This window comes from Streptococcus infantis ATCC 700779, from assembly GCF_000187465.1.
Taxonomy (GTDB): domain Bacteria; phylum Bacillota; class Bacilli; order Lactobacillales; family Streptococcaceae; genus Streptococcus; species Streptococcus infantis.
This window is the reverse complement of sequence record NZ_GL732439.1, coordinates 1336981-1362580: the sequence shown is the minus strand read 5'-3', so window position 1 is coordinate 1362580 and position 25600 is coordinate 1336981. Positions and strand designations below refer to the sequence as shown.

At 40.2% G+C, this 25600-nt stretch carries 42 protein-coding genes; all 42 read left to right on the top strand.

Annotated elements, in window-relative coordinates; translation table 11 throughout:
* Positions 1 to 43: 43 nt before the first annotated feature.
* The 42 genes from HMPREF9423_RS12755 to jag all read left to right on the top strand — a co-directional run bounded on the left by HMPREF9423_RS12755 (position 44) and on the right by jag (position 25586).
* Positions 44 to 178, top strand: a complete 135-nt coding sequence (locus HMPREF9423_RS12755) for a hypothetical protein (protein WP_006149026.1) — start codon at positions 44 to 46, stop codon at positions 176 to 178.
* A gap of 44 nt (positions 179 to 222) precedes the next feature.
* Positions 223 to 1776 (top strand): hypothetical protein, encoded by a 1554-nt coding sequence (locus HMPREF9423_RS09210; protein ID WP_006149025.1) that lies wholly within the window; start codon positions 223 to 225, stop codon positions 1774 to 1776.
* A gap of 125 nt (positions 1777 to 1901) precedes the next feature.
* A complete protein-coding gene (nrdD, locus tag HMPREF9423_RS09205; RefSeq protein ID WP_025170206.1) occupies positions 1902 to 4109 on the top strand; it encodes an anaerobic ribonucleoside-triphosphate reductase in 2208 nt (735 codons plus the stop codon).
* An 11-nt stretch (positions 4110 to 4120) separates the two neighbouring features.
* Complete coding sequence (locus HMPREF9423_RS12355; RefSeq protein WP_006149022.1) at positions 4121 to 4261, top strand: hypothetical protein; 141 nt, start codon at positions 4121 to 4123, stop codon at positions 4259 to 4261.
* A 37-nt stretch (positions 4262 to 4298) separates the two neighbouring features.
* Entirely contained in the window at positions 4299 to 4799 is a 501-nt protein-coding gene (locus HMPREF9423_RS09200) for a GNAT family N-acetyltransferase (protein ID WP_006149021.1), read from the top strand.
* Positions 4800 to 4808: 9 nt separating this feature from the next.
* The gene (locus HMPREF9423_RS09195; protein ID WP_000423437.1) at positions 4809 to 5315 is read left to right on the top strand and encodes a GNAT family N-acetyltransferase; all 507 of its coding nucleotides are present in this window, start codon (positions 4809 to 4811) and stop codon (positions 5313 to 5315) included.
* Positions 5316 to 5320: 5 nt separating this feature from the next.
* On the top strand, positions 5321 to 5917 hold the full coding sequence (gene nrdG / locus HMPREF9423_RS09190) for an anaerobic ribonucleoside-triphosphate reductase activating protein (RefSeq protein WP_006149019.1): 597 nt from the start codon (positions 5321 to 5323) through the stop codon (positions 5915 to 5917).
* On the top strand, positions 5914 to 6537 hold the full coding sequence (locus HMPREF9423_RS09185; RefSeq protein WP_006149017.1) for a uridine kinase family protein: 624 nt from the start codon (positions 5914 to 5916) through the stop codon (positions 6535 to 6537). The genes nrdG and HMPREF9423_RS09185 overlap by 4 nt, the downstream gene beginning before the upstream one ends.
* Before the next feature lie 265 nt (positions 6538 to 6802).
* Entirely contained in the window at positions 6803 to 7111 is a 309-nt protein-coding gene (gene rpsJ / locus HMPREF9423_RS09180) for a 30S ribosomal protein S10 (protein ID WP_001284511.1), read from the top strand.
* 82 nt (positions 7112 to 7193) lie between these two features.
* Entirely contained in the window at positions 7194 to 7820 is a 627-nt protein-coding gene (rplC, locus tag HMPREF9423_RS09175) for a 50S ribosomal protein L3 (protein WP_004251088.1), read from the top strand.
* A 24-nt stretch (positions 7821 to 7844) separates the two neighbouring features.
* Positions 7845 to 8468 carry a 50S ribosomal protein L4 gene (rplD, locus tag HMPREF9423_RS09170; protein ID WP_000024549.1) on the top strand — a complete coding sequence of 208 codons (624 nt, stop codon included), beginning with the start codon at positions 7845 to 7847 and terminating at the stop codon, positions 8466 to 8468.
* Positions 8468 to 8764 carry a 50S ribosomal protein L23 gene (locus tag HMPREF9423_RS09165; RefSeq protein WP_001055347.1) on the top strand — a complete coding sequence of 99 codons (297 nt, stop codon included), beginning with the start codon at positions 8468 to 8470 and terminating at the stop codon, positions 8762 to 8764. Before rplD ends, HMPREF9423_RS09165 begins: the two co-directional genes overlap by 1 nt.
* 17 nt (positions 8765 to 8781) lie before the next feature.
* Positions 8782 to 9615 carry a 50S ribosomal protein L2 gene (gene rplB / locus HMPREF9423_RS09160; protein ID WP_000512910.1) on the top strand — a complete coding sequence of 278 codons (834 nt, stop codon included), beginning with the start codon at positions 8782 to 8784 and terminating at the stop codon, positions 9613 to 9615.
* 102 nt (positions 9616 to 9717) lie between these two features.
* Positions 9718 to 9999 carry a 30S ribosomal protein S19 gene (gene rpsS, locus HMPREF9423_RS09155; RefSeq protein ID WP_000533766.1) on the top strand — a complete coding sequence of 94 codons (282 nt, stop codon included), beginning with the start codon at positions 9718 to 9720 and terminating at the stop codon, positions 9997 to 9999.
* An 11-nt stretch (positions 10000 to 10010) separates the two neighbouring features.
* Positions 10011 to 10355 carry a 50S ribosomal protein L22 gene (gene rplV / locus HMPREF9423_RS09150; RefSeq protein WP_000818137.1) on the top strand — a complete coding sequence of 115 codons (345 nt, stop codon included), beginning with the start codon at positions 10011 to 10013 and terminating at the stop codon, positions 10353 to 10355.
* Between the two features lie 12 nt (positions 10356 to 10367).
* Positions 10368 to 11021, top strand: a complete 654-nt coding sequence (gene rpsC, locus HMPREF9423_RS09145) for a 30S ribosomal protein S3 (protein ID WP_000529936.1) — start codon at positions 10368 to 10370, stop codon at positions 11019 to 11021.
* A gap of 3 nt (positions 11022 to 11024) precedes the next feature.
* Positions 11025 to 11438, top strand: coding sequence for a 50S ribosomal protein L16 (rplP, locus tag HMPREF9423_RS09140; RefSeq protein ID WP_002928793.1), 414 nt, complete (start codon positions 11025 to 11027; stop codon positions 11436 to 11438).
* Positions 11439 to 11447: 9 nt separating this feature from the next.
* Positions 11448 to 11654: a 50S ribosomal protein L29 gene (rpmC, locus tag HMPREF9423_RS09135; RefSeq protein ID WP_000772918.1), complete on the top strand. Its 207-nt coding sequence runs from the start codon at positions 11448 to 11450 to the stop codon at positions 11652 to 11654.
* A 24-nt stretch (positions 11655 to 11678) separates the two neighbouring features.
* Complete coding sequence (gene rpsQ, locus HMPREF9423_RS09130; protein ID WP_000440801.1) at positions 11679 to 11939, top strand: 30S ribosomal protein S17; 261 nt, start codon at positions 11679 to 11681, stop codon at positions 11937 to 11939.
* Positions 11940 to 11964: 25 nt separating this feature from the next.
* Positions 11965 to 12333, top strand: coding sequence for a 50S ribosomal protein L14 (gene rplN, locus HMPREF9423_RS09125; protein WP_002928796.1), 369 nt, complete (start codon positions 11965 to 11967; stop codon positions 12331 to 12333).
* Positions 12334 to 12405: 72 nt separating this feature from the next.
* Complete coding sequence (gene rplX, locus HMPREF9423_RS09120) at positions 12406 to 12711, top strand: 50S ribosomal protein L24 (RefSeq protein ID WP_000497691.1); 306 nt, start codon at positions 12406 to 12408, stop codon at positions 12709 to 12711.
* A 23-nt stretch (positions 12712 to 12734) separates the two neighbouring features.
* Complete coding sequence (gene rplE, locus HMPREF9423_RS09115; RefSeq protein WP_000013542.1) at positions 12735 to 13277, top strand: 50S ribosomal protein L5; 543 nt, start codon at positions 12735 to 12737, stop codon at positions 13275 to 13277.
* A gap of 17 nt (positions 13278 to 13294) precedes the next feature.
* On the top strand, positions 13295 to 13480 hold the full coding sequence (locus HMPREF9423_RS09110; protein WP_001085699.1) for a type Z 30S ribosomal protein S14: 186 nt from the start codon (positions 13295 to 13297) through the stop codon (positions 13478 to 13480).
* A 173-nt stretch (positions 13481 to 13653) separates the two neighbouring features.
* The gene (gene rpsH / locus HMPREF9423_RS09105; RefSeq protein WP_004251095.1) at positions 13654 to 14052 is read left to right on the top strand and encodes a 30S ribosomal protein S8; all 399 of its coding nucleotides are present in this window, start codon (positions 13654 to 13656) and stop codon (positions 14050 to 14052) included.
* 187 nt (positions 14053 to 14239) lie between these two features.
* A complete protein-coding gene (gene rplF / locus HMPREF9423_RS09100; RefSeq protein ID WP_004251096.1) occupies positions 14240 to 14776 on the top strand; it encodes a 50S ribosomal protein L6 in 537 nt (178 codons plus the stop codon).
* 83 nt (positions 14777 to 14859) lie between these two features.
* Positions 14860 to 15216, top strand: a complete 357-nt coding sequence (gene rplR / locus HMPREF9423_RS09095; protein ID WP_004251098.1) for a 50S ribosomal protein L18 — start codon at positions 14860 to 14862, stop codon at positions 15214 to 15216.
* 17 nt (positions 15217 to 15233) lie between these two features.
* On the top strand, positions 15234 to 15728 hold the full coding sequence (rpsE, locus tag HMPREF9423_RS09090; protein WP_004251100.1) for a 30S ribosomal protein S5: 495 nt from the start codon (positions 15234 to 15236) through the stop codon (positions 15726 to 15728).
* Between the two features lie 13 nt (positions 15729 to 15741).
* Positions 15742 to 15924 carry a 50S ribosomal protein L30 gene (gene rpmD, locus HMPREF9423_RS09085; protein ID WP_000057241.1) on the top strand — a complete coding sequence of 61 codons (183 nt, stop codon included), beginning with the start codon at positions 15742 to 15744 and terminating at the stop codon, positions 15922 to 15924.
* Between the two features lie 145 nt (positions 15925 to 16069).
* Positions 16070 to 16510, top strand: coding sequence for a 50S ribosomal protein L15 (gene rplO, locus HMPREF9423_RS09080; protein WP_006154715.1), 441 nt, complete (start codon positions 16070 to 16072; stop codon positions 16508 to 16510).
* A 12-nt stretch (positions 16511 to 16522) separates the two neighbouring features.
* Positions 16523 to 17833 (top strand): preprotein translocase subunit SecY, encoded by a 1311-nt coding sequence (gene secY / locus HMPREF9423_RS09075; protein WP_004251112.1) that lies wholly within the window; start codon positions 16523 to 16525, stop codon positions 17831 to 17833.
* A gap of 155 nt (positions 17834 to 17988) precedes the next feature.
* Positions 17989 to 18627 carry an adenylate kinase gene (locus HMPREF9423_RS09070; RefSeq protein ID WP_004251114.1) on the top strand — a complete coding sequence of 213 codons (639 nt, stop codon included), beginning with the start codon at positions 17989 to 17991 and terminating at the stop codon, positions 18625 to 18627.
* Positions 18628 to 18744: 117 nt separating this feature from the next.
* Positions 18745 to 18963, top strand: coding sequence for a translation initiation factor IF-1 (gene infA / locus HMPREF9423_RS09065; protein ID WP_001029883.1), 219 nt, complete (start codon positions 18745 to 18747; stop codon positions 18961 to 18963).
* A 24-nt stretch (positions 18964 to 18987) separates the two neighbouring features.
* Complete coding sequence (rpmJ, locus tag HMPREF9423_RS12070; RefSeq protein ID WP_001808836.1) at positions 18988 to 19104, top strand: 50S ribosomal protein L36; 117 nt, start codon at positions 18988 to 18990, stop codon at positions 19102 to 19104.
* Positions 19105 to 19121: 17 nt separating this feature from the next.
* Positions 19122 to 19487 (top strand): 30S ribosomal protein S13, encoded by a 366-nt coding sequence (gene rpsM / locus HMPREF9423_RS09060; RefSeq protein WP_004251117.1) that lies wholly within the window; start codon positions 19122 to 19124, stop codon positions 19485 to 19487.
* Positions 19488 to 19504: 17 nt separating this feature from the next.
* The gene (rpsK, locus tag HMPREF9423_RS09055; protein ID WP_001118385.1) at positions 19505 to 19888 is read left to right on the top strand and encodes a 30S ribosomal protein S11; all 384 of its coding nucleotides are present in this window, start codon (positions 19505 to 19507) and stop codon (positions 19886 to 19888) included.
* A 43-nt stretch (positions 19889 to 19931) separates the two neighbouring features.
* Positions 19932 to 20867, top strand: a complete 936-nt coding sequence (locus HMPREF9423_RS09050) for a DNA-directed RNA polymerase subunit alpha (protein ID WP_004251121.1) — start codon at positions 19932 to 19934, stop codon at positions 20865 to 20867.
* A gap of 11 nt (positions 20868 to 20878) precedes the next feature.
* The gene (gene rplQ / locus HMPREF9423_RS09045) at positions 20879 to 21265 is read left to right on the top strand and encodes a 50S ribosomal protein L17 (protein ID WP_000331493.1); all 387 of its coding nucleotides are present in this window, start codon (positions 20879 to 20881) and stop codon (positions 21263 to 21265) included.
* A gap of 263 nt (positions 21266 to 21528) precedes the next feature.
* Positions 21529 to 21795 carry an ACT domain-containing protein gene (locus tag HMPREF9423_RS09040; protein WP_006149010.1) on the top strand — a complete coding sequence of 89 codons (267 nt, stop codon included), beginning with the start codon at positions 21529 to 21531 and terminating at the stop codon, positions 21793 to 21795.
* Between the two features lie 9 nt (positions 21796 to 21804).
* The gene (locus tag HMPREF9423_RS09035) at positions 21805 to 23142 is read left to right on the top strand and encodes a PFL family protein (protein ID WP_006149009.1); all 1338 of its coding nucleotides are present in this window, start codon (positions 21805 to 21807) and stop codon (positions 23140 to 23142) included.
* A 311-nt stretch (positions 23143 to 23453) separates the two neighbouring features.
* Positions 23454 to 23825, top strand: coding sequence for a ribonuclease P protein component (rnpA, locus tag HMPREF9423_RS09030; RefSeq protein ID WP_025169334.1), 372 nt, complete (start codon positions 23454 to 23456; stop codon positions 23823 to 23825).
* Positions 23800 to 24615 carry a YidC/Oxa1 family membrane protein insertase gene (locus tag HMPREF9423_RS09025; protein ID WP_006149007.1) on the top strand — a complete coding sequence of 272 codons (816 nt, stop codon included), beginning with the start codon at positions 23800 to 23802 and terminating at the stop codon, positions 24613 to 24615. The genes rnpA and HMPREF9423_RS09025 overlap by 26 nt, the downstream gene beginning before the upstream one ends.
* Before the next feature lie 14 nt (positions 24616 to 24629).
* Positions 24630 to 25586 carry an RNA-binding cell elongation regulator Jag/EloR gene (gene jag / locus HMPREF9423_RS09020; protein WP_006149006.1) on the top strand — a complete coding sequence of 319 codons (957 nt, stop codon included), beginning with the start codon at positions 24630 to 24632 and terminating at the stop codon, positions 25584 to 25586.
* Positions 25587 to 25600: the final 14 nt, after the last annotated feature.

Sequence of the window (25600 nt, the reverse complement as noted above, 5' to 3'; positions counted from 1 at the left end):
TTTTTTCTTCATTTTTCGAATTAAGAGAAAAGGAGAAATGACTATGCTGACAGTAGAAGAAAAAAATTTTTTAGACCGCTATAAAAGAGTTTCATATCATCGTTTTTATGAGATTGAACGCTTTGTTGCCTTGTCTGAAAAGTTGAGCGAACGTCCGCCAAAGGCTGACAAGAACTAGACTTTTTGATATACTAGAACAAATTAAAATATAGGAGACAGCGAATGAACGTATATGGCAGATTAGAAGACGAACCAACTCCAACTTGGATGGGGAGTCAGGATGCTCCAGTAGAAAATGAGGAGCAACTCGAGGTTGAAACTCGTCAGCCTGCCCGCTTACCATTTTTGAATATCCTCTTTTTGAGTACTCTAGTGGTCCTTGTGTCCGTAATTTTACCCTTCTTCTTAGGGTTAATAAGTCCGGAGCAGTCTCAGGATTTTTATATTGGATGGGCTATGCATCAGAGCGGAGATATCTACACAGATTATTTTGGAACTAGTGGTCTCCTCTATTACTTTTTACAGTATTTAACCAAGGGCAGTATTTTGTTTGCTGTTTTTAATTGGTTGGCTTTAGTAGGTGCTGGATTCTTTCTTTTCCGTTCTGCTTACAATCTGACGGAACAAAACAAGCAATCGCAACAAGTGTTGACGGTCTTTTATGTCCTGGCTAGTGCTCTTAGTTTTGGTGGGGGATATGCAACTATTCTAGCCCTCCCATTCTTGTTCTATGCCTTGAGTTTAGTAACAGCTTATTTGTCAGAACCAAGTCATGACAAAGGATTTATCCGGATTGGAGCTAGCTTGGCTCTAGCATTTTTCTTTGCACCCTTGGTCACAGCTTTGTATGGATTTGTCTTATTTTTTGCTCTAACAGCTTTTAATGTTGGTCGCAATAAGTTGAGTCATGGTCTCTATCAATTTTTTGCAGCGGGCCTTGGTTTTTCAATCTTCTTTTATCCAATTGGATACTACACGGCTTATAAAGGCAGTTTCGGAAATGCCATTAGTCAAATCCTTTATCCATTAGATAGTTTAAACTTTACGTCTAACTCGGGATTACTCGACAATATCCTCTTTTATGGATTGTTAGCAATTGCTCTTGGAGCATTGACGCTAGCATTGACAGGTCTCTTCAAATATAAACCATTGAAGCAATCAGTCTTATCAATCACTGCTGCAATAGCTGTCATTTTGGTATTAGTTTTAGAGATTTTTTCTACAGATCTTATCAATGGTAGTCGTATGGTTGAGCTCCTTCCTTTTTTGTCGCTTCTTTTGCTGACACGAATTCCAATAGAGAAAGCGGAAGGAGAGAATCGCCGTAGACGATCTAGAGAAGAAACTTCGGTATGGGGAGCTTTTGTAAAAGGAAATGTCTATCTACCAATCTTAGCTCTTGCTTACCTATTCTTAGCACCTGTAGTATCACGATATTTACTTCATGCAGAACTATATCAAGAACGTACAGCCATCGAAACTAAGGTCAAAGGGGAAACTCAAGCTACAGACCGTATCTATGTTTGGGATAATCTGACAAGTAGTTATAAGGCTAGTGAACGTTTAGCTGCGAGTCAGTTGCTTTCGCCTAGATTGCATACAGGACTTGGTGAAAATCGTACCAAACTTGTTAATGATCTGAGAGATAATCAACCAAAGATGATTGTAGTGAATACAAAAACAAGTCTATGGACAGAAGTAGAGCAACTTTTAGCTGAAAATTATCAAGCGGTTCAAAGTGAATTCAAAGATTTTAAACTCTATAAATTAAAATAAAAACTATCAATATCTTGTGTAATTTTAAAAAAATTTTATTTTTTGACACAAGATATTGATTTTTATTTTTTTAGTGATATAATACTTTTTAGAATCAATATTATATTTAAGAAAAGGGTATGGATATGATTGTATTGGAAGAGAAGGCTGTCCCTGATCCGACTTTATTTGTCGAAAAACGCGACGGCAGACGTGTAATTTTTGATGTAGACAAGATTGACAAAGCGCTTCATAAGGCTGCTGAAAAGGTTATGGATGTAACTCCTTTGGTTGAAAAACGACTTAGTACCCTAGTTGAACGTATCGTCGAAGAGATTCATAGCCGTTTCCCACAAGGTGTAAAAATCTATGAAATCCAAAACATCGTAGAGCACGAATTGTTGGAAGTTAAAGAATACGCCTTGGCCGAGGAGTACATCACCTATCGAACTCAAAGGGATTTTGAGCGCTCAAAAGCGACAGATATCAACTTTAGTATTCATAAACTTCTCAATAAAGATCAGGCGGTTGTCAATGAAAATGCCAATAAGGATAGTGATGTTTTTAATACCCAGCGTGATTTGACGGCAGGGATTGTTGGGAAATCCATCGGACTTCAAATGCTTCCTAAACATGTGGCTAATGCCCATCAAAAAGGGGATATCCACTATCATGATTTGGACTACAGTCCCTATACCCCTATGACCAACTGCTGTTTGATTGATTTCAAGGGTATGTTAGAAAATGGGTTTAAGATTGGAAATGCCGAGGTAGAGAGTCCCAAGTCTATCCAAACTGCGACAGCACAGATTTCACAAATCATCGCAAACGTTGCTTCTAGCCAGTACGGGGGCTGTTCTGCTGACCGTATCGATGAAGTCTTGGCTCCTTATGCAGAGAAAAATTATCAAAAGCACCTCAAGGATGCGGAGGAATGGGTTCTGCCTGACAAACGCCAAGAATATGCCTGGAAGAAAACCCAAAAAGACATCTACGATGCCATGCAATCTCTAGAGTACGAGATTAATACCCTCTTTACATCAAATGGGCAAACGCCATTTACCTCTCTTGGTTTCGGTCTAGGAACCAGTCGTTTTGAACGTGAAATTCAAAAGGCAATCCTGAACATTCGTATCAAGGGGCTTGGTTCAGAACATCGTACAGCCATCTTCCCTAAACTCATCTTTACTCTTAAAAGAGGTCTTAACTTAGAGGAAGGCTCGCCTAACTACGACATCAAGCAATTGGCTCTTGAGTGTGCAACTAAGCGCATGTACCCGGATGTCTTGTCTTATGATAAGATTGTCGAGTTGACTGGTTCTTTCAAAGTTCCGATGGGATGCCGTTCATTCCTTCAAGGATGGAAGGATGAAAATGGAGTAGAAGTCAATTCGGGCCGTATGAACCTAGGAGTTGTGACGGTCAATCTTCCTCGTATCGCTCTTGAGTCCGAAGGAGACATGAACAAGTTCTGGGAAATCTTCAACGAGCGCATGAACATCGCGGAAGATGCCTTGGTTTACCGTGTGGAAAGAACTAAGGAAGCCACTCCAGCTAATGCTCCAATTCTTTATCAATATGGAGCTTTCGGACGTCGTCTTGGAAAAGAAGAAAGTGTTGATCAACTCTTTAAGAATCGTCGTGCAACTATTTCTCTGGGCTATATTGGCTTGTACGAGGTAGCGACAGTCTTCTTTGGTAATAATTGGGAAAATAATCCAGAAGCCAAAGAGTTCACACTTGATATTATTCGCGATATGAAACGTCGAGTAGAAGAATGGTCTGACCAATATGGTTACCATTTCTCTATCTATTCAACGCCGTCTGAAAGTTTGACAGACCGCTTCTGTCGCTTGGATACGGAGAAATTCGGCTCTATTCCAGATATCACAGATAAAGAATACTACACAAATTCCTTCCATTATGATGTCCGCAAAAATCCAACACCTTTTGAAAAATTGGACTTTGAGAAAGTCTACCCAGAAGCGGGTGCATCTGGTGGCTTTATCCACTACTGCGAGTATCCTGTTCTCCAACAAAATCCAAAGGCCTTGGAAGCTGTGTGGGACTATGCTTATGACCGTGTAGGTTATCTCGGAACCAATACTCCGATCGACCGTTGCTACAAGTGTGATTTTGAAGGAGATTTTGAACCGACAGAGAGAGGATTTGCTTGTCCTAACTGTGGAAATAACGATCCTAAAACAGTAGACGTGGTTAAACGAACCTGTGGTTATCTTGGGAATCCACAAGCTCGTCCGATGGTTAATGGGCGTCATAAGGAAATTGCTGCGCGTGTCAAACATATGAACGGTTCTACTATTAAAACGGCAGGACATGAAGTAAGAAATTAGAAAGAAATAGCATGGGAAAATATCAATTAGATGATAAAGGCAAGGCCTTGGTCCAACGATTCCACGAAAAACATTCAAAGGGTGGAAGTAGCAAAAAAGACCGAGTAGCTAGCCTTAGAGAACAGTTTTTAAACAAAAACAAGAAAAAGTGAGAGTTGCCTCTCGCTTTTCTCTTAATTGGAGGTAAAAATGATACTACGCAGACCAAGATTAGCAGATAAAGAAACAGTTTTAGAGATGATGGCAGAGTTTGAACAGACTCAATCAGCCCACGATGGCGGATTTTGGGATGCTGAGAATTTTGTTTATGAAGAGTGGTTGGAAAGTAATCAGAATCATGAAATGGGGATTAATTTGCCTGAAGGGTGGGTGCCTGATATTCAGTTAGTTGCTTTTTCGAGAGATAGACAAGCCGTAGGTTTTCTCAATCTGAGATTGCGTCTTAGTGACTTCTTATTGGAAGAAGGTGGTCACATTGGTTATTCCATCCGACCGTCTGAAAGAGGCAAGGGCTACGCCAAAGAGTCCCTCCAACAAGGTCTACAAATTGCCAAGGAAAAGAATATCAAACGAGCTCTGGTAACTTGTAGCACAGAAAATCCTGCCAGCCGAGCTGTTATCTTAGCTAACGGTGGTGTCTATGAGGATGTTCGTAATGGAACAGAGCGCTACTGGATTGATGTCGATTAAGGAGGAAGCATGGAGCTAAGACGACCAACTTTGGAAGATAAAGAAGCGATATTAGAGATGATTGCGGAGTTCGACGCAGCAAAATCCTATATGCACGGTGGCATGGGCTCCGCTTGGAAGCGAGCAAAGGATTATGAGGATTGTTTAAAGATTGTAGAGCAGCAGGAGGATGCTGCCAACCTGCCAGTAGGCTGGGTTCCTGCAATCAAATTTTTATCCTTTGATGAGACTGGCTTGCCTTTGGGATTTTTAGCCCTGCGCTTGTCCTTGAATGACAAATTATTTGTGGAAGGCGGTCATATTGGCTATTCTATCCGTCCCAGTCAACGAGGCAAAGGATATGGGAAGGAGCAGTTGAGATTAGGACTAGCAGAGGCTCGAAAGCAAGGATTGGAACGAGTGCTGATTACCTGCGATGAAGACAACGAAGCCAGCCGCCGCACGATTCTCTCCGCTGGCGGTGTTTACGAAAATACAATCGATAGAAGTCAGCGCTATTGGATAGACTTGGAGTAGAAAGCATGACATGGAATACACCAAAACCAGGCGAGTGGAAAAGTGAAGAACTCAGTCAGGGGCGTATCATTGACTATAAGGCTTTTAACTTTGTCGATGGAGAGGGAGTGCGCAATTCCCTTTACGTAGCAGGTTGTATGTTTCACTGTGAGGGCTGTTACAACGTAGCGACCTGGTCCTTTAATGCAGGCTTACCTTATACCCCAGAGTTGGAAGAGCAAATCATAGCAGACCTAGCCCACCCCTATGTTCAAGGCTTGACTTTATTAGGAGGAGAACCCTTCCTCAATACGGGTATTCTCTTGCCTCTCGTGAAACGTATACGGAAAGAATTGCCAGAAAAAGATATCTGGTCTTGGACGGGTTACACATGGGAAGAGATGATGTTGGAAACACCTGATAAACTGGAACTCTTGTCAATGATTGATATCTTGGTTGATGGACGGTATGATAAAAGCAAGCGTAATCTCATGCTTCAATTCCGTGGCTCTTCCAATCAACGAATTATTGATGTACAAAAATCTCTGCAAAGTGGGAAAGTAGTTATTTGGGACAAGCTTAATGATGGGAAGCAAAGCTATGAACAGGTGAAGAGAGAATGAAGAAAAAAGACTTAATAGAAAGACTAGTATCAGAAATAGAGTCTGGAAAAGTAAAAACTCTAGGTATTTACGGCCATGGAGCTTCAGGAAAATCAACTTTTGCTCAGGAATTATATCAAGCTCTAGATTCTATTACAGTAAATTTGCTAGAAACAGATCCCTATATCACCTCAGAACGTCACCTGGTAGTACCAAAGCAAGCACCTGATCAAAAGGTGACAGCTTGTCTGCCAGTGGCGCATGAACTGGCAAGTTTGAAGAGAGATATTCTCGCCCTGCAGGCAGGTATGGATGTCTTAACAATAGATGAACCTTGGAAGCCTAGCGAAGTCTTATTAGGAGCAAAACCAATTCTGATAGTCGAAGGGATGTCTGTAGGTTTTCTACCAAAGGAACTCTTTGACAAAACTGTTTGTTTCTACACGAATGAAGAGACAGAATTAAAGAGGCGTCTAGCTCGAGATACGACCGTGAGAAATGGCGATGCATCCTTTATATTGGCAAGTCAGCAAATGAGACGAGAACAGTATCTGCAATACTATAAAGAAACCGAGTCAAAAGCGGATATCTTGATAAATCAATCAAATGATAAATTTCAGATTAAAACGAATATTATATAGAAGAAAAAATAAAAATTCGCTTTTCATTTTTGCATTTTTGAGATAAGGAGCGATAAGAAAACAGTTTCATTCGAAAAATTAAAAAAATCCTGTCAAATCCCTTGCAATCGCAGGGGCTTTGTGTTATTCTATTATGGTGCTGTAAATTACAGCCTTAGCTTTGATGCAAGAGGTTGCGACACGCTCGGTTGCATTGCCACGCAACGCGCGTCGGTTTTCTTGTGGAGCTAGCCTATTATCTTAAATAGACGAAAAGGAGAAAAAGATGGCAAACAAAAAAATCCGTATCCGTTTGAAAGCTTACGAACACCGTACGCTTGACACAGCGGCTGCTAAAATCGTAGAATCAGCTACTCGTACAGGTGCAGAAGTTGCAGGTCCAATCCCACTTCCAACTGAACGTAGCCTCTACACAATTATTCGTGCGACTCACAAATATAAAGATTCTCGCGAACAATTCGAAATGCGTACACACAAACGTTTGATCGATATCATCAACCCAACTCAAAAAACAGTTGACGCTTTGATGAAATTGGATCTTCCAAGTGGTGTAAACGTAGAAATCAAACTTTAATCGAAAGTTTGAAACCTTGAGCATAAAAAACGCTCGTTAAAAACTTTTTGAATAAAAAATATAGAAAAGGAACTATTTTCTCATGACAAAAGGAATCTTAGGGAAAAAAGTGGGAATGACTCAAATCTTCACTGAAGCTGGCGAATTGATCCCTGTAACAGTTATCGAAGCAACTCCGAACGTTGTTCTTCAAGTTAAAACTGTTGAAACAGATGGTTACAACGCTATCCAAGTTGGTTTCGATGACAAACGCGAAGTATTGAGCAACAAACCTGCTAAAGGACATGTAGCAAAAGCTAACACGGCTCCTAAGCGCTTCATTCGTGAATTCAAAAACGTTGAAGGCTTGGAAGTTGGTGCTGAAATCACAGTTGAAACTTTCGCAGCTGGAGACATTGTTGATGTAACTGGTACATCTAAAGGTAAAGGTTTCCAAGGTGTTATCAAACGCCACGGACAATCACGTGGACCTATGGCTCACGGTTCTCGTTACCACCGTCGTCCAGGTTCTATGGGACCTGTTGCACCTAACCGCGTATTCAAAGGTAAAAACCTTGCAGGACGTATGGGTGGCGACCGTGTAACAATTCAAAACCTTGAAGTTGTACAAGTTGTTCCAGAAAAGAACGTTATCCTTATCAAAGGTAACGTACCAGGTGCTAAGAAATCTCTTATCACTATCAAGTCAGCAGTTAAAGCTGGTAAATAATAAGGAAAGGGGAATACAGTCAAAATGGCAAATGTAACATTATTCGACCAAACTGGTAAACAAGCGGGCGAAGTTGTTCTTAACGATGCAATCTTTGGTATCGAACCAAACCAATCTGTTGTGTTTGATGTGATCATCAGCCAACGTGCTAGCCTTCGTCAAGGAACTCACGCAGTTAAAAACCGCTCAGCTGTTTCAGGTGGCGGACGCAAACCATGGCGTCAAAAAGGAACTGGACGTGCTCGCCAAGGTTCTATCCGCTCTCCACAATGGCGTGGTGGTGGAATTGTCTTCGGACCAACTCCACGTAGCTATGCGTACAAACTTCCTCAAAAAGTTCGTCGCCTTGCACTTAAATCTGTTTACTCAGAAAAAGTTGCTGAAAACAAATTTGTAGCCGTTGATTCTCTTGAATTTACAGCTCCAAAAACTGCTGAATTTGCAAAAGTTCTTGCAGCTTTGAGCATCGATTCTAAAGTCCTTGTTATTCTTGAAGAAGGAAACGAATTCGCAGCTCTTTCAGCTCGTAACCTTCCAAACGTGAAAGTTGCGACTGCTACAACTGCAAGTGTTCTTGACATCGCAAATAGTGACAAACTTCTTGTTACTCAAGCAGCTATCTCTAAAATCGAGGAGGTTCTTGCATAATGAATTTGTATGATGTTATCAAAAAACCTGTTATTACTGAAAGCTCAATGGCTCAACTTGAAGCAGGGAAATATGTATTTGAAGTTGACACTCGTGCACACAAACTTTTGATCAAGCAAGCTGTTGAAGCTGCTTTCGAAGGTGTTAAAGTTGCAAATGTTAACACAATCAACGTAAAACCTAAAGCTAAACGTGTTGGACGTTACACTGGTTTTACTAACAAAACTAAAAAAGCTATCATCACTCTTACAGCTGATTCAAAAGCAATCGAGTTGTTTGCAGCTGAAGCTGAATAATCTAAGGAGGAAATATCGTGGGAATTCGTGTTTATAAACCAACAACAAACGGTCGCCGTAATATGACTTCTTTGGATTTCGCTGAAATCACAACAAGCACTCCTGAAAAATCATTGCTTGTTGCATTGAAGAGCAAGGCTGGTCGTAACAACAACGGTCGTATCACAGTTCGTCACCAAGGTGGTGGACACAAACGTTTCTACCGTTTGGTTGACTTTAAACGTAACAAAGACAACGTTGAAGCAGTTGTTAAAACTATCGAGTACGATCCAAACCGTTCTGCAAACATCGCTCTTGTACACTACACTGACGGTGTGAAAGCATACATCATCGCTCCAAAAGGTCTTGAAGTAGGTCAACGTATCGTTTCAGGTCCAGAAGCAGATATCAAAGTCGGAAACGCTCTTCCACTTGCTAACATCCCAGTTGGTACTTTGATCCACAACATCGAATTGAAACCAGGTCGTGGTGGAGAATTGGTACGTGCTGCTGGAGCTTCTGCTCAAGTATTGGGTCAAGAAGGTAAGTACGTTCTTGTTCGTCTTCAATCAGGTGAAGTTCGTATGATTCTTGGAACTTGTCGTGCAACAGTTGGTGTTGTCGGAAACGAACAACATGGACTTGTAAACCTTGGTAAAGCAGGACGTAGCCGTTGGAAAGGTATCCGCCCAACAGTTCGTGGTTCTGTAATGAACCCTAACGATCACCCACACGGTGGTGGTGAAGGTAAAGCACCAGTTGGTCGTAAAGCACCATCAACTCCATGGGGCAAACCTGCTCTTGGTCTTAAAACTCGTAACAAGAAAGCGAAATCTGACAAACTTATCGTTCGTCGTCGCAACGAGAAATAATTTAAAATTAGTCGCTTAAGCGCTAGATAATCCGCCAGCTCGGTAGCGCTCGTTGAGAGCGCAAGCCGCTGTGGTACTATATTTAAAGGAGAAAATATAAAAATGGGACGCAGTCTTAAAAAAGGACCTTTCGTCGATGAGCATTTGATGAAAAAAGTTGAAGCTCAAGCTAACGACGAAAAGAAAAAAGTTATCAAAACTTGGTCACGTCGTTCAACGATCTTCCCAAGTTTCATTGGTTACACTATCGCAGTCTATGATGGACGTAAACACGTACCTGTTTACATCCAAGAAGACATGGTAGGTCACAAGCTTGGTGAATTTGCACCAACTCGTACTTACAAAGGTCACGCCGCAGACGACAAGAAGACACGTAGAAAATAAGGAGAACATAAATGGCAGAAATTACTTCAGCTAAAGCAATGGCTCGCACAGTACGTGTTTCACCTCGTAAATCACGTCTTGTTCTTGACAACATCCGTGGTAAAAGCGTAGCCGATGCAATCGCAATTTTGACATTCACTCCAAACAAAGCTGCTGAAATCATCTTGAAAGTTTTGAACTCAGCTGTAGCTAACGCTGAAAACAACTTTGGTTTGGATAAAGCTAACTTGGTAGTATCTGAAGCATTCGCAAACGAAGGACCAACTATGAAACGTTTCCGTCCACGTGCGAAGGGTTCAGCTTCACCAATCAACAAACGTACAGCTCACATCACTGTAGCTGTTGCAGAAAAATAAGGAGGTAAAATCGTGGGTCAAAAAGTACATCCAATTGGTATGCGTGTCGGCATCATCCGTGATTGGGATGCCAAATGGTATGCTGAAAAAGAATACGCGGATTACCTTCATGAAGATCTTGCAATCCGTAAATTCGTTCAAAAAGAACTTGCTGACGCAGCAGTTTCAACTATTGAAATCGAACGCGCAGTAAACAAAGTTAACGTTTCACTTCACACTGCTAAACCAGGTATGGTTATCGGTAAAGGTGGTGCTAACGTTGATGCACTCCGTGCAAAACTTAACAAATTGACTGGAAAACAAGTACACATCAACATCATCGAAATCAAACAACCTGATTTGGATGCTCACCTTGTTGGTGAAGGAATTGCTCGTCAATTGGAGCAACGTGTTGCTTTCCGTCGTGCACAAAAACAAGCAATCCAACGTGCTATGCGTGCTGGAGCTAAAGGAATTAAAACTCAAGTATCAGGTCGTTTGAACGGTGCAGATATTGCCCGTGCTGAAGGATACTCTGAAGGAACAGTTCCACTTCACACACTTCGCGCAGATATCGATTACGCTTGGGAAGAAGCAGATACTACATACGGTAAACTTGGTGTTAAAGTATGGATCTACCGTGGTGAAGTTCTTCCAGCTCGTAAAAACACTAAAGGAGGTAAATAACCAATGTTAGTACCTAAACGTGTTAAACACCGTCGTGAATTCCGTGGTAAAATGCGCGGTGAAGCTAAAGGTGGGAAAGAAGTAGCATTCGGTGAATACGGTCTTCAAGCTACAACTAGCCACTGGATCACTAACCGCCAAATCGAAGCTGCTCGTATCGCCATGACTCGTTACATGAAACGTGGTGGTAAAGTTTGGATTAAAATCTTCCCACACAAATCTTACACAGCTAAAGCTATCGGGGTTCGTATGGGATCTGGTAAAGGGGCACCTGAAGGTTGGGTAGCACCAGTTAAACGTGGTAAAGTAATGTTTGAAGTTGCTGGTGTATCTGAAGAAGTTGCTCGCGAAGCGCTTCGTCTTGCAAGCCACAAATTGCCAGTTAAATGTAAATTCGTAAAACGTGAAGCAGAATAAGGAGAAGGCATGAAACTTAATGAAGTAAAAGAATTTGTTAAAGAACTTCGTGGTCTTTCTCAAGAAGAACTCGCGAAGCGCGAAAACGAATTGAAAAAAGAATTGTTCGAACTTCGTTTCCAAGCTGCTACTGGTCAATTAGAACAAACAGCTCGCTTGAAAGAAGTTAAAAAACAAATCGCTCGTATCAAAACAGTTCAATCTGAAGCGAAATAATAGACTAGGGAAGGAGAAATTTCAATGGAACGCAATAATCGTAAAGTTCTTGTTGGACGTGTTGTATCTGACAAAATGGACAAGACAATCACAGTTGTAGTTGAAACAAAACGTAACCACCCAGTCTATGGTAAACGTATTAACTACTCTAAAAAATACAAAGCACATGATGAAAACAATGTTGCCAAAGAAGGCGATATCGTACGTATCATGGAAACTCGCCCGCTTTCAGCTACAAAACGTTTCCGTCTTGTAGAAGTTGTTGAAGAAGCGGTAATCATCTAATCAAACCTGAAAGGAGAAAACTGAAATGATTCAAACAGAAACTCGTTTGAAAGTCGCAGACAACAGCGGTGCTCGCGAAATCTTGACTATCAAAGTTCTTGGTGGTTCAGGACGTAAATTTGCAAACATCGGTGATGTTATTGTGGCATCTGTAAAACAAGCTACTCCTGGTGGTGCGGTTAAAAAAGGTGACGTTGTTAAAGCAGTTATCGTTCGTACTAAATCAGGTGCTCGTCGTGCTGATGGTTCATACATCAAATTTGACGAAAACGCAGCAGTTATCATCCGTGACGACAAAACTCCTCGCGGAACACGTATCTTTGGCCCAGTTGCACGTGAATTGCGTGAAGGTGGCTTCATGAAGATCGTGTCACTTGCTCCAGAAGTACTTTAATCAATAAAAACAAACACAGTCCCCTGGCTAGGCCAGGGTGCCCATTGGGCGTAAGAATAAAAGGAGAAAAAAATGTTTGTAAAAAAAGGCGACAAAGTTCGCGTAATCGCTGGTAAAGATAAGGGAACAGAAGCTGTTGTCCTTACTGCCCTTCCAAAAGTAAACAAAGTTATCGTTGAAGGTGTTAACATCGTTAAGAAACACCAACGTCCAACTAACGAACTTCCTCAAGGTGGTATTATCGAGAAGGAAGCAGCTATCCACGTATCAAACGTTCAAGTTTTGGACAAAAATGGGGTAGCTGGTCGTGTTGGTTACAAATTTGTAGACGGTAAAAAAGTTCGCTACAACAAAAAATCAGGCGAAGTGCTTGATTAATCACGAAGGAAAGGAGAAGTATAATGGCAAATCGTTTAAAAGAAAAATATCTTAATGAAGTAGTTCCTGCTTTGACAGAACAATTTAACTACTCATCAGTGATGGCTGTTCCTAAAGTGGATAAGATCGTTTTGAACATGGGTGTTGGTGAAGCAGTATCAAACGCTAAAAGTCTTGAAAAAGCTGCTGAAGAATTGGCGCTTATCTCAGGTCAAAAACCACTTATCACTAAAGCTAAAAAATCTATCGCCGGCTTCCGTCTTCGTGAAGGTGTTGCGATCGGTGCAAAAGTTACCCTTCGTGGTGAACGTATGTACGAATTCTTGGATAAATTGGTTTCAGTATCACTTCCACGTGTACGTGACTTCCACGGTGTTCCAACAAAATCATTTGACGGACGCGGAAACTACACACTTGGTGTGAAAGAGCAATTGATTTTCCCAGAAATCAACTTTGATGACGTTGACAAAACTCGTGGTCTTGACATCGTTATCGTTACTACTGCTAACACTGACGAAGAGTCACGTGCATTGCTTACAGGCCTTGGAATGCCTTTTGCAAAATAATATAGGAGGTATAACTAATGGCTAAAAAATCTATGATTGCTAAGAACAAACGCCCAGCGAAGTTCTCTACTCAAGCATACACTCGCTGTGAACGTTGTGGACGTCCACACTCAGTTTACCGCAAGTTTAAACTTTGCCGTGTTTGCTTCCGTGAATTGGCATATAAAGGTCAAATCCCTGGTGTAACAAAAGCATCTTGGTAATATCGTGATACAAAGAGCGCAACAACTCCAGCAAATCTATCATTTTTGCCCAGGTTGTAGCTCGTGTTCAAATGAGATTATCTTGTTTGAATGTGTCAATACTATCTGAGCCCAGCTCAATCATTAACTAGCAAGTGCAACTTGCAAACTACTAGTAAGAGGAGAAAAATAAAATGGTTATGACTGACCCAATCGCAGACTTCCTAACTCGTATTCGTAACGCTAACCAAGCAAAACACGAAGTACTTGAAGTGCCTGCATCAAACATCAAAAAAGGGATTGCTGAAATCCTTAAACGCGAAGGTTTTGTTAAGAACGTAGAAATCATCGAAGATGACAAACAAGGCATCATCCGTGTATTCCTTAAATACGGAGCAAACGGTGAACGAGTTATCACTAACTTGAAACGCGTTTCTAAACCAGGACTTCGTGTCTACAAAAAACGTGAAGATCTTCCAAAAGTACTTAACGGCCTTGGAATTGCTATCCTTTCAACTTCAGAAGGTTTGCTTACTGATAAAGAAGCTCGCCAAAAGAATGTTGGTGGTGAGGTTATCGCTTACGTTTGGTAATATTTAGCTCCCAATTTCTTTGTGACTCTTCGTTATCGTCTCTAGCCTAACCAAAAGTTATGCCTGCGAGACGATGCCTAGATTCACTTTGAAATTGAAATCTAAATATTCCTTTAAATCGAGAAATCGATTTAACCCCGTGAAAACTGGCCTTTATGGCCTGACAATTTAACAGGAGAATAAAAACATGTCACGTATTGGTAATAAAGTTATCGTGTTGCCTGCTGGTGTTGAACTCACTAACAATGACAACGTTGTAACTGTAAAAGGACCTAAAGGAGAACTTACTCGTGAGTTCTCAAAAGATATTGAAATCCGTGTGGAAGGTACTGAAGTAACTCTTCACCGTCCAAACGATTCAAAAGAAATGAAAACTATCCACGGAACTACTCGTGCACTTTTGAACAACATGGTTATTGGTGTTTCAGAAGGATTCAAGAAAGAACTTGAAATGCGTGGGGTTGGTTACCGTGCTCAACTTCAAGGAAACAAACTTGTTTTGGCTGTTGGTAAATCACATCCAGATGAAGTTGAAGCTCCAGCAGGAATTACTTTTGAACTTCCAAACCCAACGACTATCGTTATCAGCGGAATTTCAAAAGAAAAAGTTGGTCAAACAGCTGCTTACGTACGTAGCCTTCGTTCACCAGAACCATACAAAGGTAAAGGTATCCGTTACGTTGGCGAATATGTTCGTCTTAAAGAAGGTAAAACTGGTAAATAATGTTGAGTGGTTGATTTTCAACCACCAACCTCATTACCAACTTTGTGCATAGCACACGATTTAAAATTAAAGAGGTGAAAACTGTGATTTCTAAACCAGATAAAAACAAACTCCGCCAAAAACGCCACCGTCGCGTTCGCGGAAAACTCTCTGGAACTGCTGATCGCCCACGTTTGAACGTATTCCGTTCTAATACAGGCATCTACGCTCAAGTGATTGATGACGTAGCGGGTGTAACGCTCGCAAGTGCTTCAACTCTTGACAAAGAAGTTTCAAAAGGAACTAAAACTGAACAAGCCGTTGCTGTCGGTAAACTCGTTGCAGAACGTGCAAGTGCTAAAGGTATTTCAGAAGTGGTGTTCGACCGCGGTGGATATCTATATCACGGACGTGTGAAAGCTTTGGCTGATGCAGCTCGTGAAAACGGATTGAAATTCTAATAGGAGGACACTAGAAAATGGCATTTAAAGACAATGCAGTAGAACTTGAAGAACGCGTAGTTGCTGTTAACCGTGTTACAAAAGTTGTTAAGGGTGGACGTCGTCTTCGTTTCGCAGCTCTTGTAGTTGTTGGTGACCGCAATGGTCGTGTAGGATTTGGTACTGGTAAAGCTCAAGAAGTTCCAGAAGCAATCCGCAAAGCAGTAGAAGATGCTAAGAAAAACTTGATCGAAGTTCCTATGGTTGGAACAACAATCCCACATGAAGTTCTTTCAGAATTTGGTGGAGCTAAAGTATTGTTGAAACCAGCTGTAGAAGGTTCTGGAGTTGCCGCAGGTGGTGCAGTTCGTGCCGTTGTGGAATTGGCAGGTGTGGCAGATATTACATCTAAATCACTTGGCTCTAACACTCCAATCAACATTGTTCGCGCAACTGTTGAAGGTTTGAAACAATTGAAACGCGCTGAAGAAGTTGCTGCCCTTCGTGGTATTTCAGTTTCTGATTTGGCATAAGAAAGGGGATAAAATGGCTCAAATTAAAATTACTTTGACTAAGTCTCCAATCGGACGCATTCCATCACAACGTAAAACTGTTGTAGCACTTGGACTTGGCAAATTGAACAGCTCTGTTATTAAAGAAGATAATGCTGCTATCCGTGGTATGATCACTGCAGTATCTCACTTGGTAACAGTTGAAGAAGTAAACTAATAAAATTTTAGGGGATGTGCATAAGACCATCCCCTAAAACTAGATATAGTCATCTTAGATGACTCAGTATAGGCGAGTTGATAGGAGAGACAACCTTTTCTCTCTTATCGGCGCTAGCATTTTACAAAAGAGGAGAAAATATATAATGAAACTTCATGAATTGAAACCTGCAGAAGGTTCTCGTAAAACTCGTAACCGTGTTGGTCGTGGTACTTCATCAGGTAACGGCAAAACATCTGGTCGTGGTCAAAAAGGTCAAAAAGCTCGTAGCGGTGGCGGAGTACGCCTTGGTTTCGAAGGTGGACAAACTCCATTGTTCCGTCGTCTTCCAAAACGTGGATTTACTAACATCAACGCTAAAGAATATGCGATTGTTAACCTTGACCAATTGAACGCCTTTGATGATGGTGCTGAAGTAACTCCAGTGGTACTTGTAGAATCAGGAATTGTTAAAGCTGAAAAATCAGGTATCAAGATTCTTGGTAACGGTGAGTTGACTAAGAAGTTGACTGTTAAAGCTGCTAAATTCTCTAAATCAGCTGAAGAAGCTATCACTGCTAAAGGTGGTTCAGTTGAAGTCATCTAAGTGAGGTGACCTATGTTTTTTAAATTATTGAGAGAAGCACTCAAAGTTAAGCAAGTTCGATCAAAGATTTTATTTACAATTTTTATCGTATTTGTTTTTCGTATCGGTACTAGTATTACTGTACCGTGGGTAAATGCAAATAGCTTGAACGCTTTGAGTGGACTATCCTTCTTAAATATGTTGAGCTTGGTGTCAGGGAATGCCATGAAAAACTTTTCAGTTTTTGCTCTTGGAGTTAGCCCTTACATTACAGCCTCAATCGTCGTCCAACTTTTGCAAATGGATTTATTACCAAAGTTTGTGGAGTGGGGCAAACAAGGGGAAGTTGGCCGTAGAAAGTTAAACCAAGCGACTCGATACATTGCACTAGTGCTTGCATTTGTTCAATCAGTCGGTATTACTGCTGGATTTAACGCTCTGTCTGGAGCTAAACTTTTGACTGTACCACTTACACCACAAGTTTTCCTTGTGATTGGAGGGATCTTAACAGCAGGTAGCATGATTGTAACCTGGCTGGGAGAGCAAATCACAGATAAGGGATATGGTAATGGTGTTTCAATGATTATCTTTGCAGGGATTGTTGCTTCAATTCCTGACATGGTTAAGGGCATCTACGTGGACTACTTTGTCAATGTACCAAGTAGTCGATTGACATCGTCTCTCATTTTCGTTGCCATCTTAATCATTGCTGTTTTGTTAATTGTATACTTTACAACTTACGTTGAACAAGCTAAATACAAGATTCCAATTCAGTATACAAAGGTAGCTCAAGGTGCGCCGTCAAGCTCCTATCTTCCATTGAAGATTAACCCTGCTGGGGTTATCCCGGTTATCTTTGCTAGCTCTATTACAGCAGCACCGGCAGCAATTTTACAATTCGTAAGTGCGTCTGGCCTTAATTGGGAATGGGTAAAAACAGCTCAAGAGTTGGTATCTACTTCAACCCCAACAGGTGTTGCTTTGTATGCTCTGTTGATTATTCTCTTTACATTCTTCTATACATTTGTACAGATCAATCCAGAGAAAGCAGCAGAAAATTTACAAAAGAGTGGAGCTTATATCCATGGTGTCCGTCCTGGTAAAGGGACAGAAGAATATATGTCAAAACTTCTTCGTCGTCTCGCAACAGTCGGATCAATCTTCCTAGGTGTGATTTCTATCTTACCTATTGTAGCTAAAGATTTATTTGGTCTTTCAGAAGTTGTCGCTTTTGGGGGAACAAGTTTGCTAATCATTATCTCTACAGGTATCGAAGGAATTAAACAATTGGAAGGTTATCTATTGAAACGTAAGTATGTTGGTTTCTTAGATACAACAGAATAATTGTAATAGAAAATAAAATTCACTATTGCTCAGAGAGTGGAGTGTAAAAATCAAAGACATTGTCAGATTTTTATCTCCTCTCTTCTATTTTGTTTTTAAATAGGAGTTGAAATGAATTTTTGCTTCTATTTAAATACAAAAAAGGAGTTTGAATCATGAATCTTTTGATTATGGGTTTACCTGGTGCAGGTAAAGGGACACAAGCAGCGAAAATTGTTGAACAGTTTCACGTTGCCCACATCTCAACAGGTGACATGTTCCGTGCAGCAATGGCTAACCAAACTGAAATGGGTGTATTAGCTAAGTCTTATATCGATAAAGGCGAATTGGTTCCAGATGAAGTTACAAATGGAATTGTTAAAGAACGTCTTTCTCAAGATGATATTAAAGAAACTGGTTTCTTGTTGGATGGATACCCACGTACAATTGAGCAAGCTCATGCCTTAGATAAAACATTGGCTGAACTTGGAATTAAACTTGAAGGTGTTATCAACATCGAAGTAGATCCATCTTGCCTACTTGAACGTTTGAGTGGTCGTATCATTCACCGTGAAACTGGCGAAACTTTCCATAAAGTATTCAACCCACCAGTTGATTACAAAGAGGAAGATTACTACCAACGTGAGGATGATAAACCTGAGACAGTAAAACGTCGTTTGGATGTCAATATTGCTCAAGGTGAACCAATCATTGCTCACTATCGTGCTAAAGGTCTAGTACATGATATCGAAGGCAACCAAGATATCAATGATGTCTTTAAAGATATCGAAAAGGTATTGACAAATTTGAAATAAAAGCGTTTTTCAGGCTTGCAAAATGTCTTGACAAATGTTATACTGAGTTAGTCTGACTTATAATTGTTGTCTCTGTGTCTAGAGGCATCAAATCGAAATTTAGGGAGGTACTTTTGCGTGGCAAAAGACGATGTGATTGAAGTTGAAGGCAAAGTAGTCGATACGATGCCGAATGCAATGTTTACGGTTGAACTTGAAAATGGACATCAGATTTTAGCAACAGTTTCTGGTAAAATTCGTAAAAACTATATTCGTATTTTAGCGGGAGATCGTGTTACTGTTGAAATGAGTCCATATGACTTGACACGTGGACGTATCACTTACCGCTTTAAATAATCGAAAAACTTGGAGGGATAAGAAATGAAAGTAAGACCATCGGTCAAACCAATTTGCGAATACTGTAAAGTAATTCGTCGTAATGGTCGTGTTATGGTAATTTGCCCAGCAAATCCAAAACACAAACAACGTCAAGGATAAGATAGAAAGGAGAAAACATGGCTCGTATTGCTGGAGTTGATATTCCAAATGACAAACGCGTAGTTATCTCATTGACTTATGTCTATGGTATCGGACTTGCAACATCTCAAAAGATTTTGGCAGCTGCTGGAGTTTCAGAAGATATTCGTGTTCGTGACCTTACATCAGATCAAGAAGATGCTATCCGTCGTGAAGTGGATGCAATTAAAGTTGAAGGTGACCTTCGTCGTGAAGTGAACTTGAACATCAAACGTTTGATGGAAATCGGTTCATACCGTGGTATCCGTCACCGTCGTGGACTTCCTGTCCGTGGACAAAACACTAAAAACAACGCTCGCACTCGTAAAGGTAAAGCTGTTGCGATTGCTGGTAAGAAAAAATAATATAGGAGGTAAAAGTCTTGGCTAAACCAACACGTAAACGTCGTGTGAAAAAGAATATCGAATCTGGTATTGCTCATATTCACGCTACATTTAATAACACTATTGTTATGATTACTGATGTGCATGGTAATGCAATCGCTTGGTCATCAGCTGGTGCTCTTGGTTTCAAAGGTTCTCGTAAATCTACACCATTTGCTGCTCAAATGGCTTCAGAAGCTGCTGCTAAATCTGCACAAGAACACGGTCTTAAATCAGTTGAAGTTACTGTAAAAGGTCCAGGTTCTGGTCGTGAGTCAGCTATTCGTGCTCTTGCTGCCGCTGGTCTTGAAGTAACAGCAATTCGTGATGTGACTCCAGTGCCACACAATGGTGCTCGTCCTCCAAAACGTCGCCGTGTATAATCATTACCTTTACACTGCTTTTCGTTTAAGAGGGAGTAACTAAATGATCGAGTTTGAAAAACCAAATATAACAAAAATTGATGAAAATAAAGATTATGGCAAGTTTGTAATCGAACCACTAGAACGTGGATACGGTACAACACTTGGTAACTCTCTTCGTCGTGTACTTCTTGCTTCTCTTCCAGGAGCAGCTGTTACATCTATCGATATCGATGGAGTATTACATGAATTTGATACAATTCCTGGTGTTCGCGAAGACGTGATGCAAATCATTTTGAACATTAAAGGTATTGCAGTTAAATCATATGTAAAAGACGAAAAGACTATTGAACTTGATGTTGAAGGTCCTGCTGAAGTGACAGCCGGAGATATTTTAACTGATAGTGATATTGAAATCGTAAATCCAGATCATTATCTTTTTACAATCGGAGAAGGTGCTTCATTTAAAGCAACTATGACTGTAAACACTGGTCGTGGTTATGTACCTGCAGATGAAAATAAAAAAGATAATGCCCCAGTTGGAACACTTGCTGTAGATTCTATTTATACACCAGTTACAAAAGTTAACTATCAAGTTGAACCTGCTCGTGTAGGAAGCAATGATGGTTTCGACAAATTAACCCTTGAAATCTTGACAAATGGAACTATTATTCCAGAAGATGCTTTAGGGCTTTCAGCACGTATTTTGACAGAACATCTTGATTTGTTTACAAATCTTACAGAGATTGCTAAATCTGCAGAAGTGATGAAAGAAGCTGATACTGAATCGGACGACCGTATTTTGGAACGTACGATTGAGGAACTTGACTTGTCTGTACGCTCATATAACTGTTTGAAACGTGCTGGTATCAATACTGTGCATGATTTGACAGAAAAATCTGAAGCAGAGATGATGAAAGTAAGAAATCTTGGACGCAAGAGTTTGGAAGAAGTGAAACTCAAACTCATTGATTTGGGTCTTGGATTAAAAGATAAATAAAGGAGGAATACATGGCTTACCGTAAACTAGGACGCACTAGCTCACAACGTAAAGCAATGCTTCGCGATTTGACAACTGACCTTTTGATCAATGAATCAATCGTGACAACTGAAGCTCGTGCTAAAGAAATCCGTAAAACTGTTGAAAAAATGATTACTCTAGGTAAACGTGGTGATTTACATGCACGTCGTCAAGCTGCTGCTTTCGTACGTAATGAAATCGCATCTGAAAACTATGATGAAGCAACTGATAAGTACACTTCTACTACAGCACTTCAAAAATTGTTCTCAGAAATCGCACCTCGTTACGCAGAACGTAACGGTGGATACACTCGTATCCTTAAAACTGAACCACGTCGTGGTGATGCAGCGCCAATGGCGATCATCGAATTAGTATAAAATCATCAATTTTGTTGAGTGTTATGATGATGGAGCCCTGTGCTCTTAGTCTAGCTCTGGTCTACCGCTAGGACTTTTGTCCTAGCGGGAACACTCATCATAAGATGGTAGGGTAGACGCTTGTTTACGAAATTGTTTTTCTTTTAAGAACAATTTCGTAAGCAGGCGTTTTTTAGTTTTTTTGAAGTAAATGTGCTATACTGAGAAAAAAGAAAAATATAGATATGGTTATTTTTCTATGATTTCAAAGATGGAGGACCAATATGAAAGCTATTATAACTGTTGTTGGAAAAGATAAGGGTGGTATTGTTGCAGGTGTTGCGACTAAGATTGCTGAATTAGGATTAAATATTGATGATATTTCACAAACTGTCTTGGATGAGTTCTTCACCATGATGGCTGTAGTATCCAGTGATGAAAAACATGATTTTACTCAACTAAGAAATGAGTTTGAAGCCTTTGGCCAGACCTTGAATGTCAAAATCAATATTCAGAGCGCGGCTATTTTCGATGCTATGTATAATATCTAGGAGGTGCTTATGGATATTAGACAAGTTACCGAAACTATTGCAATGATTGAAGAGCAGAATTTTGATATTCGTACCATTACCATGGGGATTTCTCTACTTGATTGTATTGATCCAGATATTGATAAGGCTGCAGATAAAATATATGAAAAAGTTACGACTAAGGCGGCAAATTTAGTGGCTGTCGGTGATGAAATTGCTGCTGAGTTAGGTATACCTATTGTCAATAAACGTGTATCAGTAACACCTATTTCTCTAATTGGTGCTGCTACAAATGCAAGGGACTATGTACCGTTAGCCAAAGCTTTAGATAGAGCAGCAAAAGAAATTGGTGTCGATTTTATTGGTGGCTTTTCTGCCTTAGTTCAAAAAGGCTACCAAAAAGGAGATGAAATACTCATCAATTCGATTCCACGTGCTTTGGCCGAGACAGACAAAGTGTGCTCGTCTGTCAATATTGGTTCAACCAAGTCAGGAATTAACATGACTGCTGTAGCTGATATGGGTCGAATTATCAAGGAGACAGCTGAGCTTTCAGATATGGGGGCTGCAAAACTTGTCGTTTTTGCCAATGCAGTTGAGGACAATCCTTTTATGGCCGGAGCCTTTCATGGTGTTGGTGAAGCTGATGTTATTATCAATGTAGGTGTTTCAGGGCCTGGTGTTGTCAAACGTGCTTTAGAAAAAGTTCGCGGCCAAAGCTTTGATGTAGTTGCTGAAACTGTTAAAAAGACAGCCTTCAAGATTACTCGGATTGGTCAATTAGTTGGCCAGATGGCTAGTGAAAGACTAGGTGTTGATTTTGGGATTGTTGATTTGAGTTTAGCACCTACTCCTGCAGTGGGGGATTCAGTAGCTCGGGTCCTGGAAGAAATGGGACTGGAAACAGTTGGGACTCATGGGACGACTGCCGCTTTAGCTCTTTTAAATGACCAAGTAAAAAAAGGCGGAGTAATGGCTTGCAACCAAGTCGGTGGTCTGTCAGGTGCTTTCATCCCAGTTTCAGAAGATGAGGGTATGATAGCAGCAGTGCAAAATGGTTCCCTAAATCTTGAGAAATTAGAAGCGATGACTGCTATCTGTTCAGTTGGATTGGATATGATTGCCATTCCAGAAGATACCCCGGCAGAAACGATTGCGGCTATGATTGCGGATGAGGCAGCAATTGGTGTTATTAATATGAAAACAACAGCTGTTCGTATCATTCCAAAGGGTAAAGAAGGCGATATGATTGAGTTTGGTGGCTTGCTAGGAACTGCCCCAGTTATGAAAGTCAATGGAACTTCTTCGGCTGATTTCATTGCTCGTGGAGGACAGATTCCAGCTCCAATTCATAGTTTTAAAAATTAATAAAAAAATAAAATGATTTAAGTTCAATTTAAGGATAAGTGTGTATACTCTAATCATTAAATAAAGACCTCCTAACTTTATTTAATAGAAATCCTAAACTTTTTCATAATAATCTCCTACAAAAGTCGCTCGTAAGAGTGGCTTTTGTTTTGTATTCTCTAATAAAACTAGTAAAATTTCATTGATTCTGGTCAAATTTTTTAAGAATGGCTACTTTTTTCGAAGTCAAACCAGCCTAAAACCTTGCCATGATTGGCTTTTTGAAAAATTATGGTATAATAGTAGTAGTTTTATTAGATGGAGTAGAATTTTTGAGAAAAAGCTTTCGTGTAAAAAAAGAGAAAGATTTCGACGCCATATTTAAAAAGGGAGCAAGTGTAGCTAATCGAAAATTTGTTATTTATCGATTAGAAAACAATGAAACACATTTTCGAGTAGGTTTGTCAGTCAGTAAAAAATTAGGAAATGCTGTGACAAGAAACCAAATCAAGAGAAGAATCCGGCATGTTCTCATTCAAAATAGTAATCAACTTGTTGATAATGTCGATTTTGTTGTGATTGCTCGAAAAGGCGTTGAACTACTAGAATATGCAGAAATTGAAAAAAACTTACTTCATGTTTTGAGATTAGCAAAGATTTACCAGGAAGGAAATAAGAGTGAAGAAGAAATTACAATTGACTAGTTTGTTAGGTTTGTCCTTGTTGGTAATGACTGCTTGTTCAACTAGTGAAGTGTCTGCAGATTCTGCAGACTTTTGGAGTAACCTTGTTTATTTTTTTGCTGAAACCATTCGATTTTTGTCATTTGATGTCAGCATTGGTTTAGGGATTATTCTTTTCACGGTTTTGATTAGAACAATACTGTTACCAGTCTTTCAAACACAAATGGTGGCTTCCAGAAAAATGCAAGAGGCGCAACCTCTTATCAAAGAATTGCGCGAACGTTATCCAGGTCGCGACATGGAAAGTCGTACTAAGCTAGATCAGGAAACACGTAAATTATTTAAAGAATTAGGCATTAAGCAATCCGCTTCCTTCTGGCCGCTTTTGATTCAAATGCCAATTCTATTGGCTCTTTTCCAAGCTTTATCAAACGTAGATTTTTTGAAGACAGGCCACTTTTTGTGGTTCAATCTAGGTGGAGCTGATACCACTTTCGTACTACCTATTTTAGCTGCCCTATTCACCTTCCTCAGTAGCTGGCTTTCAAACAAAGCCTTGCCTGAGAAAAATGGTGCTATGACAGGTATGATGTATGGGATGCCTGTCATCATCTTCTTTTTTGCAATATCTGCTCCAAGTGGTGTCGCTCTTTACTGGGCGGTGTCAAATGCTTATCAAGTATTTCAAACTTACCTTTTGAACAACCCCTTCAAAATCATTGAAGAGCGTGAAGCGGATGTGAAGGCTAAGAAGGATTTAGAAGCTAAGAAAAGAAAAGCTCTGAAGAAAGCACAGAAAAAGAAAAAGTAAGGAGAAATCTGATAATGGTATTATTTACAGGTTCAACAGTTGAAGAAGCAATCCAAAATGGATTGAATGAATTAAATATTCCGAGAATGAAAGCTCATATCAAAGTTGTTTCGAGAGAGAAAAAAGGATTTTTTGGACTTTTTGGTAAAAAACCAGCTCAAGTTGATATCGAAGCAATCAGTGAGACAACCGTTGTAAAAGCAAATCAGCAAGCGATCAAAGGCGTTCCAAAAGAAATTAATGATCAAAATGATCCAGTTAAAACAGTCAGTGAAGCAACCGTTGATTTGGGACATGTAGTTGCTGCTATCAAGAAAATTGAAGAAGAAGGCCAAGAAATCTCTGAAGAAGTCAAGGCTGAAATTCTTAAGAATGATAAAGAAGCCAGCACGATTTTAGAAGAAACAGGCCATATTGAAGTTTTAAAAGAATTGCAACCTGAAGAAACTCAAGACGAGGTTGAACCTGAAAAAGGTAGCGACTTAGAAAGTCTTGGTTTGAAAGTCGAGCCAACATATGACACTGAAAAGGTTGTTGAAGAAGTAACCAATTATGTTCAAGCGATTATCGATGATATGGATGTTGAGGGAACTATTTCTAGCACCTCTAACCGTCGCTCTATCAACATGCAAATTGATACAAATGAGCCAGGCCGTATCATTGGTTACCATGGTAAGGTTTTGAAATCTCTTCAACTTTTGGCACAAAATTACCTCTACAATCGTTATTCAAAAACCTTCTACATTACTATCAACGTTAATGATTATGTAGAACATCGTGCAGAAGTCTTGCAGAGTTATGCTCAAAAATTAGCGACACGTGTTTTGGAAGAAGGCCGTAGTCAGATGACAGATCCAATGTCAAGCAGCGAGCGTAAAATTATCCATCGCATCATCTCACGAATGGAAGGTGTAACCAGTTACTCTGAAGGTGACGAACCAAATCGTTACGTTGTGGTTGACACAGAATAAAAATGAAAAATCAG

Excerpts from the sequence above, each read along its gene's own strand:
- HMPREF9423_RS12755 (WP_006149026.1), top strand. The coding sequence starts at position 44 with ATGCTGACAGTAGAAGAAAAAAATTTTTTAGACCGCTATAAAAGAGTT.
- HMPREF9423_RS09210 (WP_006149025.1), top strand. The coding sequence starts at position 223 with ATGAACGTATATGGCAGATTAGAAGACGAACCAACTCCAACTTGGATG.
- nrdD (WP_025170206.1), top strand. The coding sequence starts at position 1,902 with ATGATTGTATTGGAAGAGAAGGCTGTCCCTGATCCGACTTTATTTGTC.
- HMPREF9423_RS12355 (WP_006149022.1), top strand. The coding sequence starts at position 4,121 with ATGGGAAAATATCAATTAGATGATAAAGGCAAGGCCTTGGTCCAACGA.
- HMPREF9423_RS09200 (WP_006149021.1), top strand. The coding sequence starts at position 4,299 with ATGATACTACGCAGACCAAGATTAGCAGATAAAGAAACAGTTTTAGAG.
- HMPREF9423_RS09195 (WP_000423437.1), top strand. The coding sequence starts at position 4,809 with ATGGAGCTAAGACGACCAACTTTGGAAGATAAAGAAGCGATATTAGAG.
- nrdG (WP_006149019.1), top strand. The coding sequence starts at position 5,321 with ATGACATGGAATACACCAAAACCAGGCGAGTGGAAAAGTGAAGAACTC.
- HMPREF9423_RS09185 (WP_006149017.1), top strand. The coding sequence starts at position 5,914 with ATGAAGAAAAAAGACTTAATAGAAAGACTAGTATCAGAAATAGAGTCT.
- rpsJ (WP_001284511.1), top strand. The coding sequence starts at position 6,803 with ATGGCAAACAAAAAAATCCGTATCCGTTTGAAAGCTTACGAACACCGT.
- rplC (WP_004251088.1), top strand. The coding sequence starts at position 7,194 with ATGACAAAAGGAATCTTAGGGAAAAAAGTGGGAATGACTCAAATCTTC.
- rplD (WP_000024549.1), top strand. The coding sequence starts at position 7,845 with ATGGCAAATGTAACATTATTCGACCAAACTGGTAAACAAGCGGGCGAA.
- HMPREF9423_RS09165 (WP_001055347.1), top strand. The coding sequence starts at position 8,468 with ATGAATTTGTATGATGTTATCAAAAAACCTGTTATTACTGAAAGCTCA.
- rpsS (WP_000533766.1), top strand. The coding sequence starts at position 9,718 with ATGGGACGCAGTCTTAAAAAAGGACCTTTCGTCGATGAGCATTTGATG.
- rplV (WP_000818137.1), top strand. The coding sequence starts at position 10,011 with ATGGCAGAAATTACTTCAGCTAAAGCAATGGCTCGCACAGTACGTGTT.
- rplP (WP_002928793.1), top strand. The coding sequence starts at position 11,025 with ATGTTAGTACCTAAACGTGTTAAACACCGTCGTGAATTCCGTGGTAAA.
- rpmC (WP_000772918.1), top strand. The coding sequence starts at position 11,448 with ATGAAACTTAATGAAGTAAAAGAATTTGTTAAAGAACTTCGTGGTCTT.
- rpsQ (WP_000440801.1), top strand. The coding sequence starts at position 11,679 with ATGGAACGCAATAATCGTAAAGTTCTTGTTGGACGTGTTGTATCTGAC.
- rplN (WP_002928796.1), top strand. The coding sequence starts at position 11,965 with ATGATTCAAACAGAAACTCGTTTGAAAGTCGCAGACAACAGCGGTGCT.
- rplX (WP_000497691.1), top strand. The coding sequence starts at position 12,406 with ATGTTTGTAAAAAAAGGCGACAAAGTTCGCGTAATCGCTGGTAAAGAT.
- rplE (WP_000013542.1), top strand. The coding sequence starts at position 12,735 with ATGGCAAATCGTTTAAAAGAAAAATATCTTAATGAAGTAGTTCCTGCT.
- HMPREF9423_RS09110 (WP_001085699.1), top strand. The coding sequence starts at position 13,295 with ATGGCTAAAAAATCTATGATTGCTAAGAACAAACGCCCAGCGAAGTTC.
- rpsH (WP_004251095.1), top strand. The coding sequence starts at position 13,654 with ATGGTTATGACTGACCCAATCGCAGACTTCCTAACTCGTATTCGTAAC.
- rplF (WP_004251096.1), top strand. The coding sequence starts at position 14,240 with ATGTCACGTATTGGTAATAAAGTTATCGTGTTGCCTGCTGGTGTTGAA.
- rpsE (WP_004251100.1), top strand. The coding sequence starts at position 15,234 with ATGGCATTTAAAGACAATGCAGTAGAACTTGAAGAACGCGTAGTTGCT.
- rpmD (WP_000057241.1), top strand. The coding sequence starts at position 15,742 with ATGGCTCAAATTAAAATTACTTTGACTAAGTCTCCAATCGGACGCATT.
- rplO (WP_006154715.1), top strand. The coding sequence starts at position 16,070 with ATGAAACTTCATGAATTGAAACCTGCAGAAGGTTCTCGTAAAACTCGT.
- secY (WP_004251112.1), top strand. The coding sequence starts at position 16,523 with ATGTTTTTTAAATTATTGAGAGAAGCACTCAAAGTTAAGCAAGTTCGA.
- HMPREF9423_RS09070 (WP_004251114.1), top strand. The coding sequence starts at position 17,989 with ATGAATCTTTTGATTATGGGTTTACCTGGTGCAGGTAAAGGGACACAA.
- rpmJ (WP_001808836.1), top strand. The coding sequence starts at position 18,988 with ATGAAAGTAAGACCATCGGTCAAACCAATTTGCGAATACTGTAAAGTA.
- rpsM (WP_004251117.1), top strand. The coding sequence starts at position 19,122 with ATGGCTCGTATTGCTGGAGTTGATATTCCAAATGACAAACGCGTAGTT.
- HMPREF9423_RS09050 (WP_004251121.1), top strand. The coding sequence starts at position 19,932 with ATGATCGAGTTTGAAAAACCAAATATAACAAAAATTGATGAAAATAAA.
- rplQ (WP_000331493.1), top strand. The coding sequence starts at position 20,879 with ATGGCTTACCGTAAACTAGGACGCACTAGCTCACAACGTAAAGCAATG.
- HMPREF9423_RS09040 (WP_006149010.1), top strand. The coding sequence starts at position 21,529 with ATGAAAGCTATTATAACTGTTGTTGGAAAAGATAAGGGTGGTATTGTT.
- HMPREF9423_RS09035 (WP_006149009.1), top strand. The coding sequence starts at position 21,805 with ATGGATATTAGACAAGTTACCGAAACTATTGCAATGATTGAAGAGCAG.
- jag (WP_006149006.1), top strand. The coding sequence starts at position 24,630 with ATGGTATTATTTACAGGTTCAACAGTTGAAGAAGCAATCCAAAATGGA.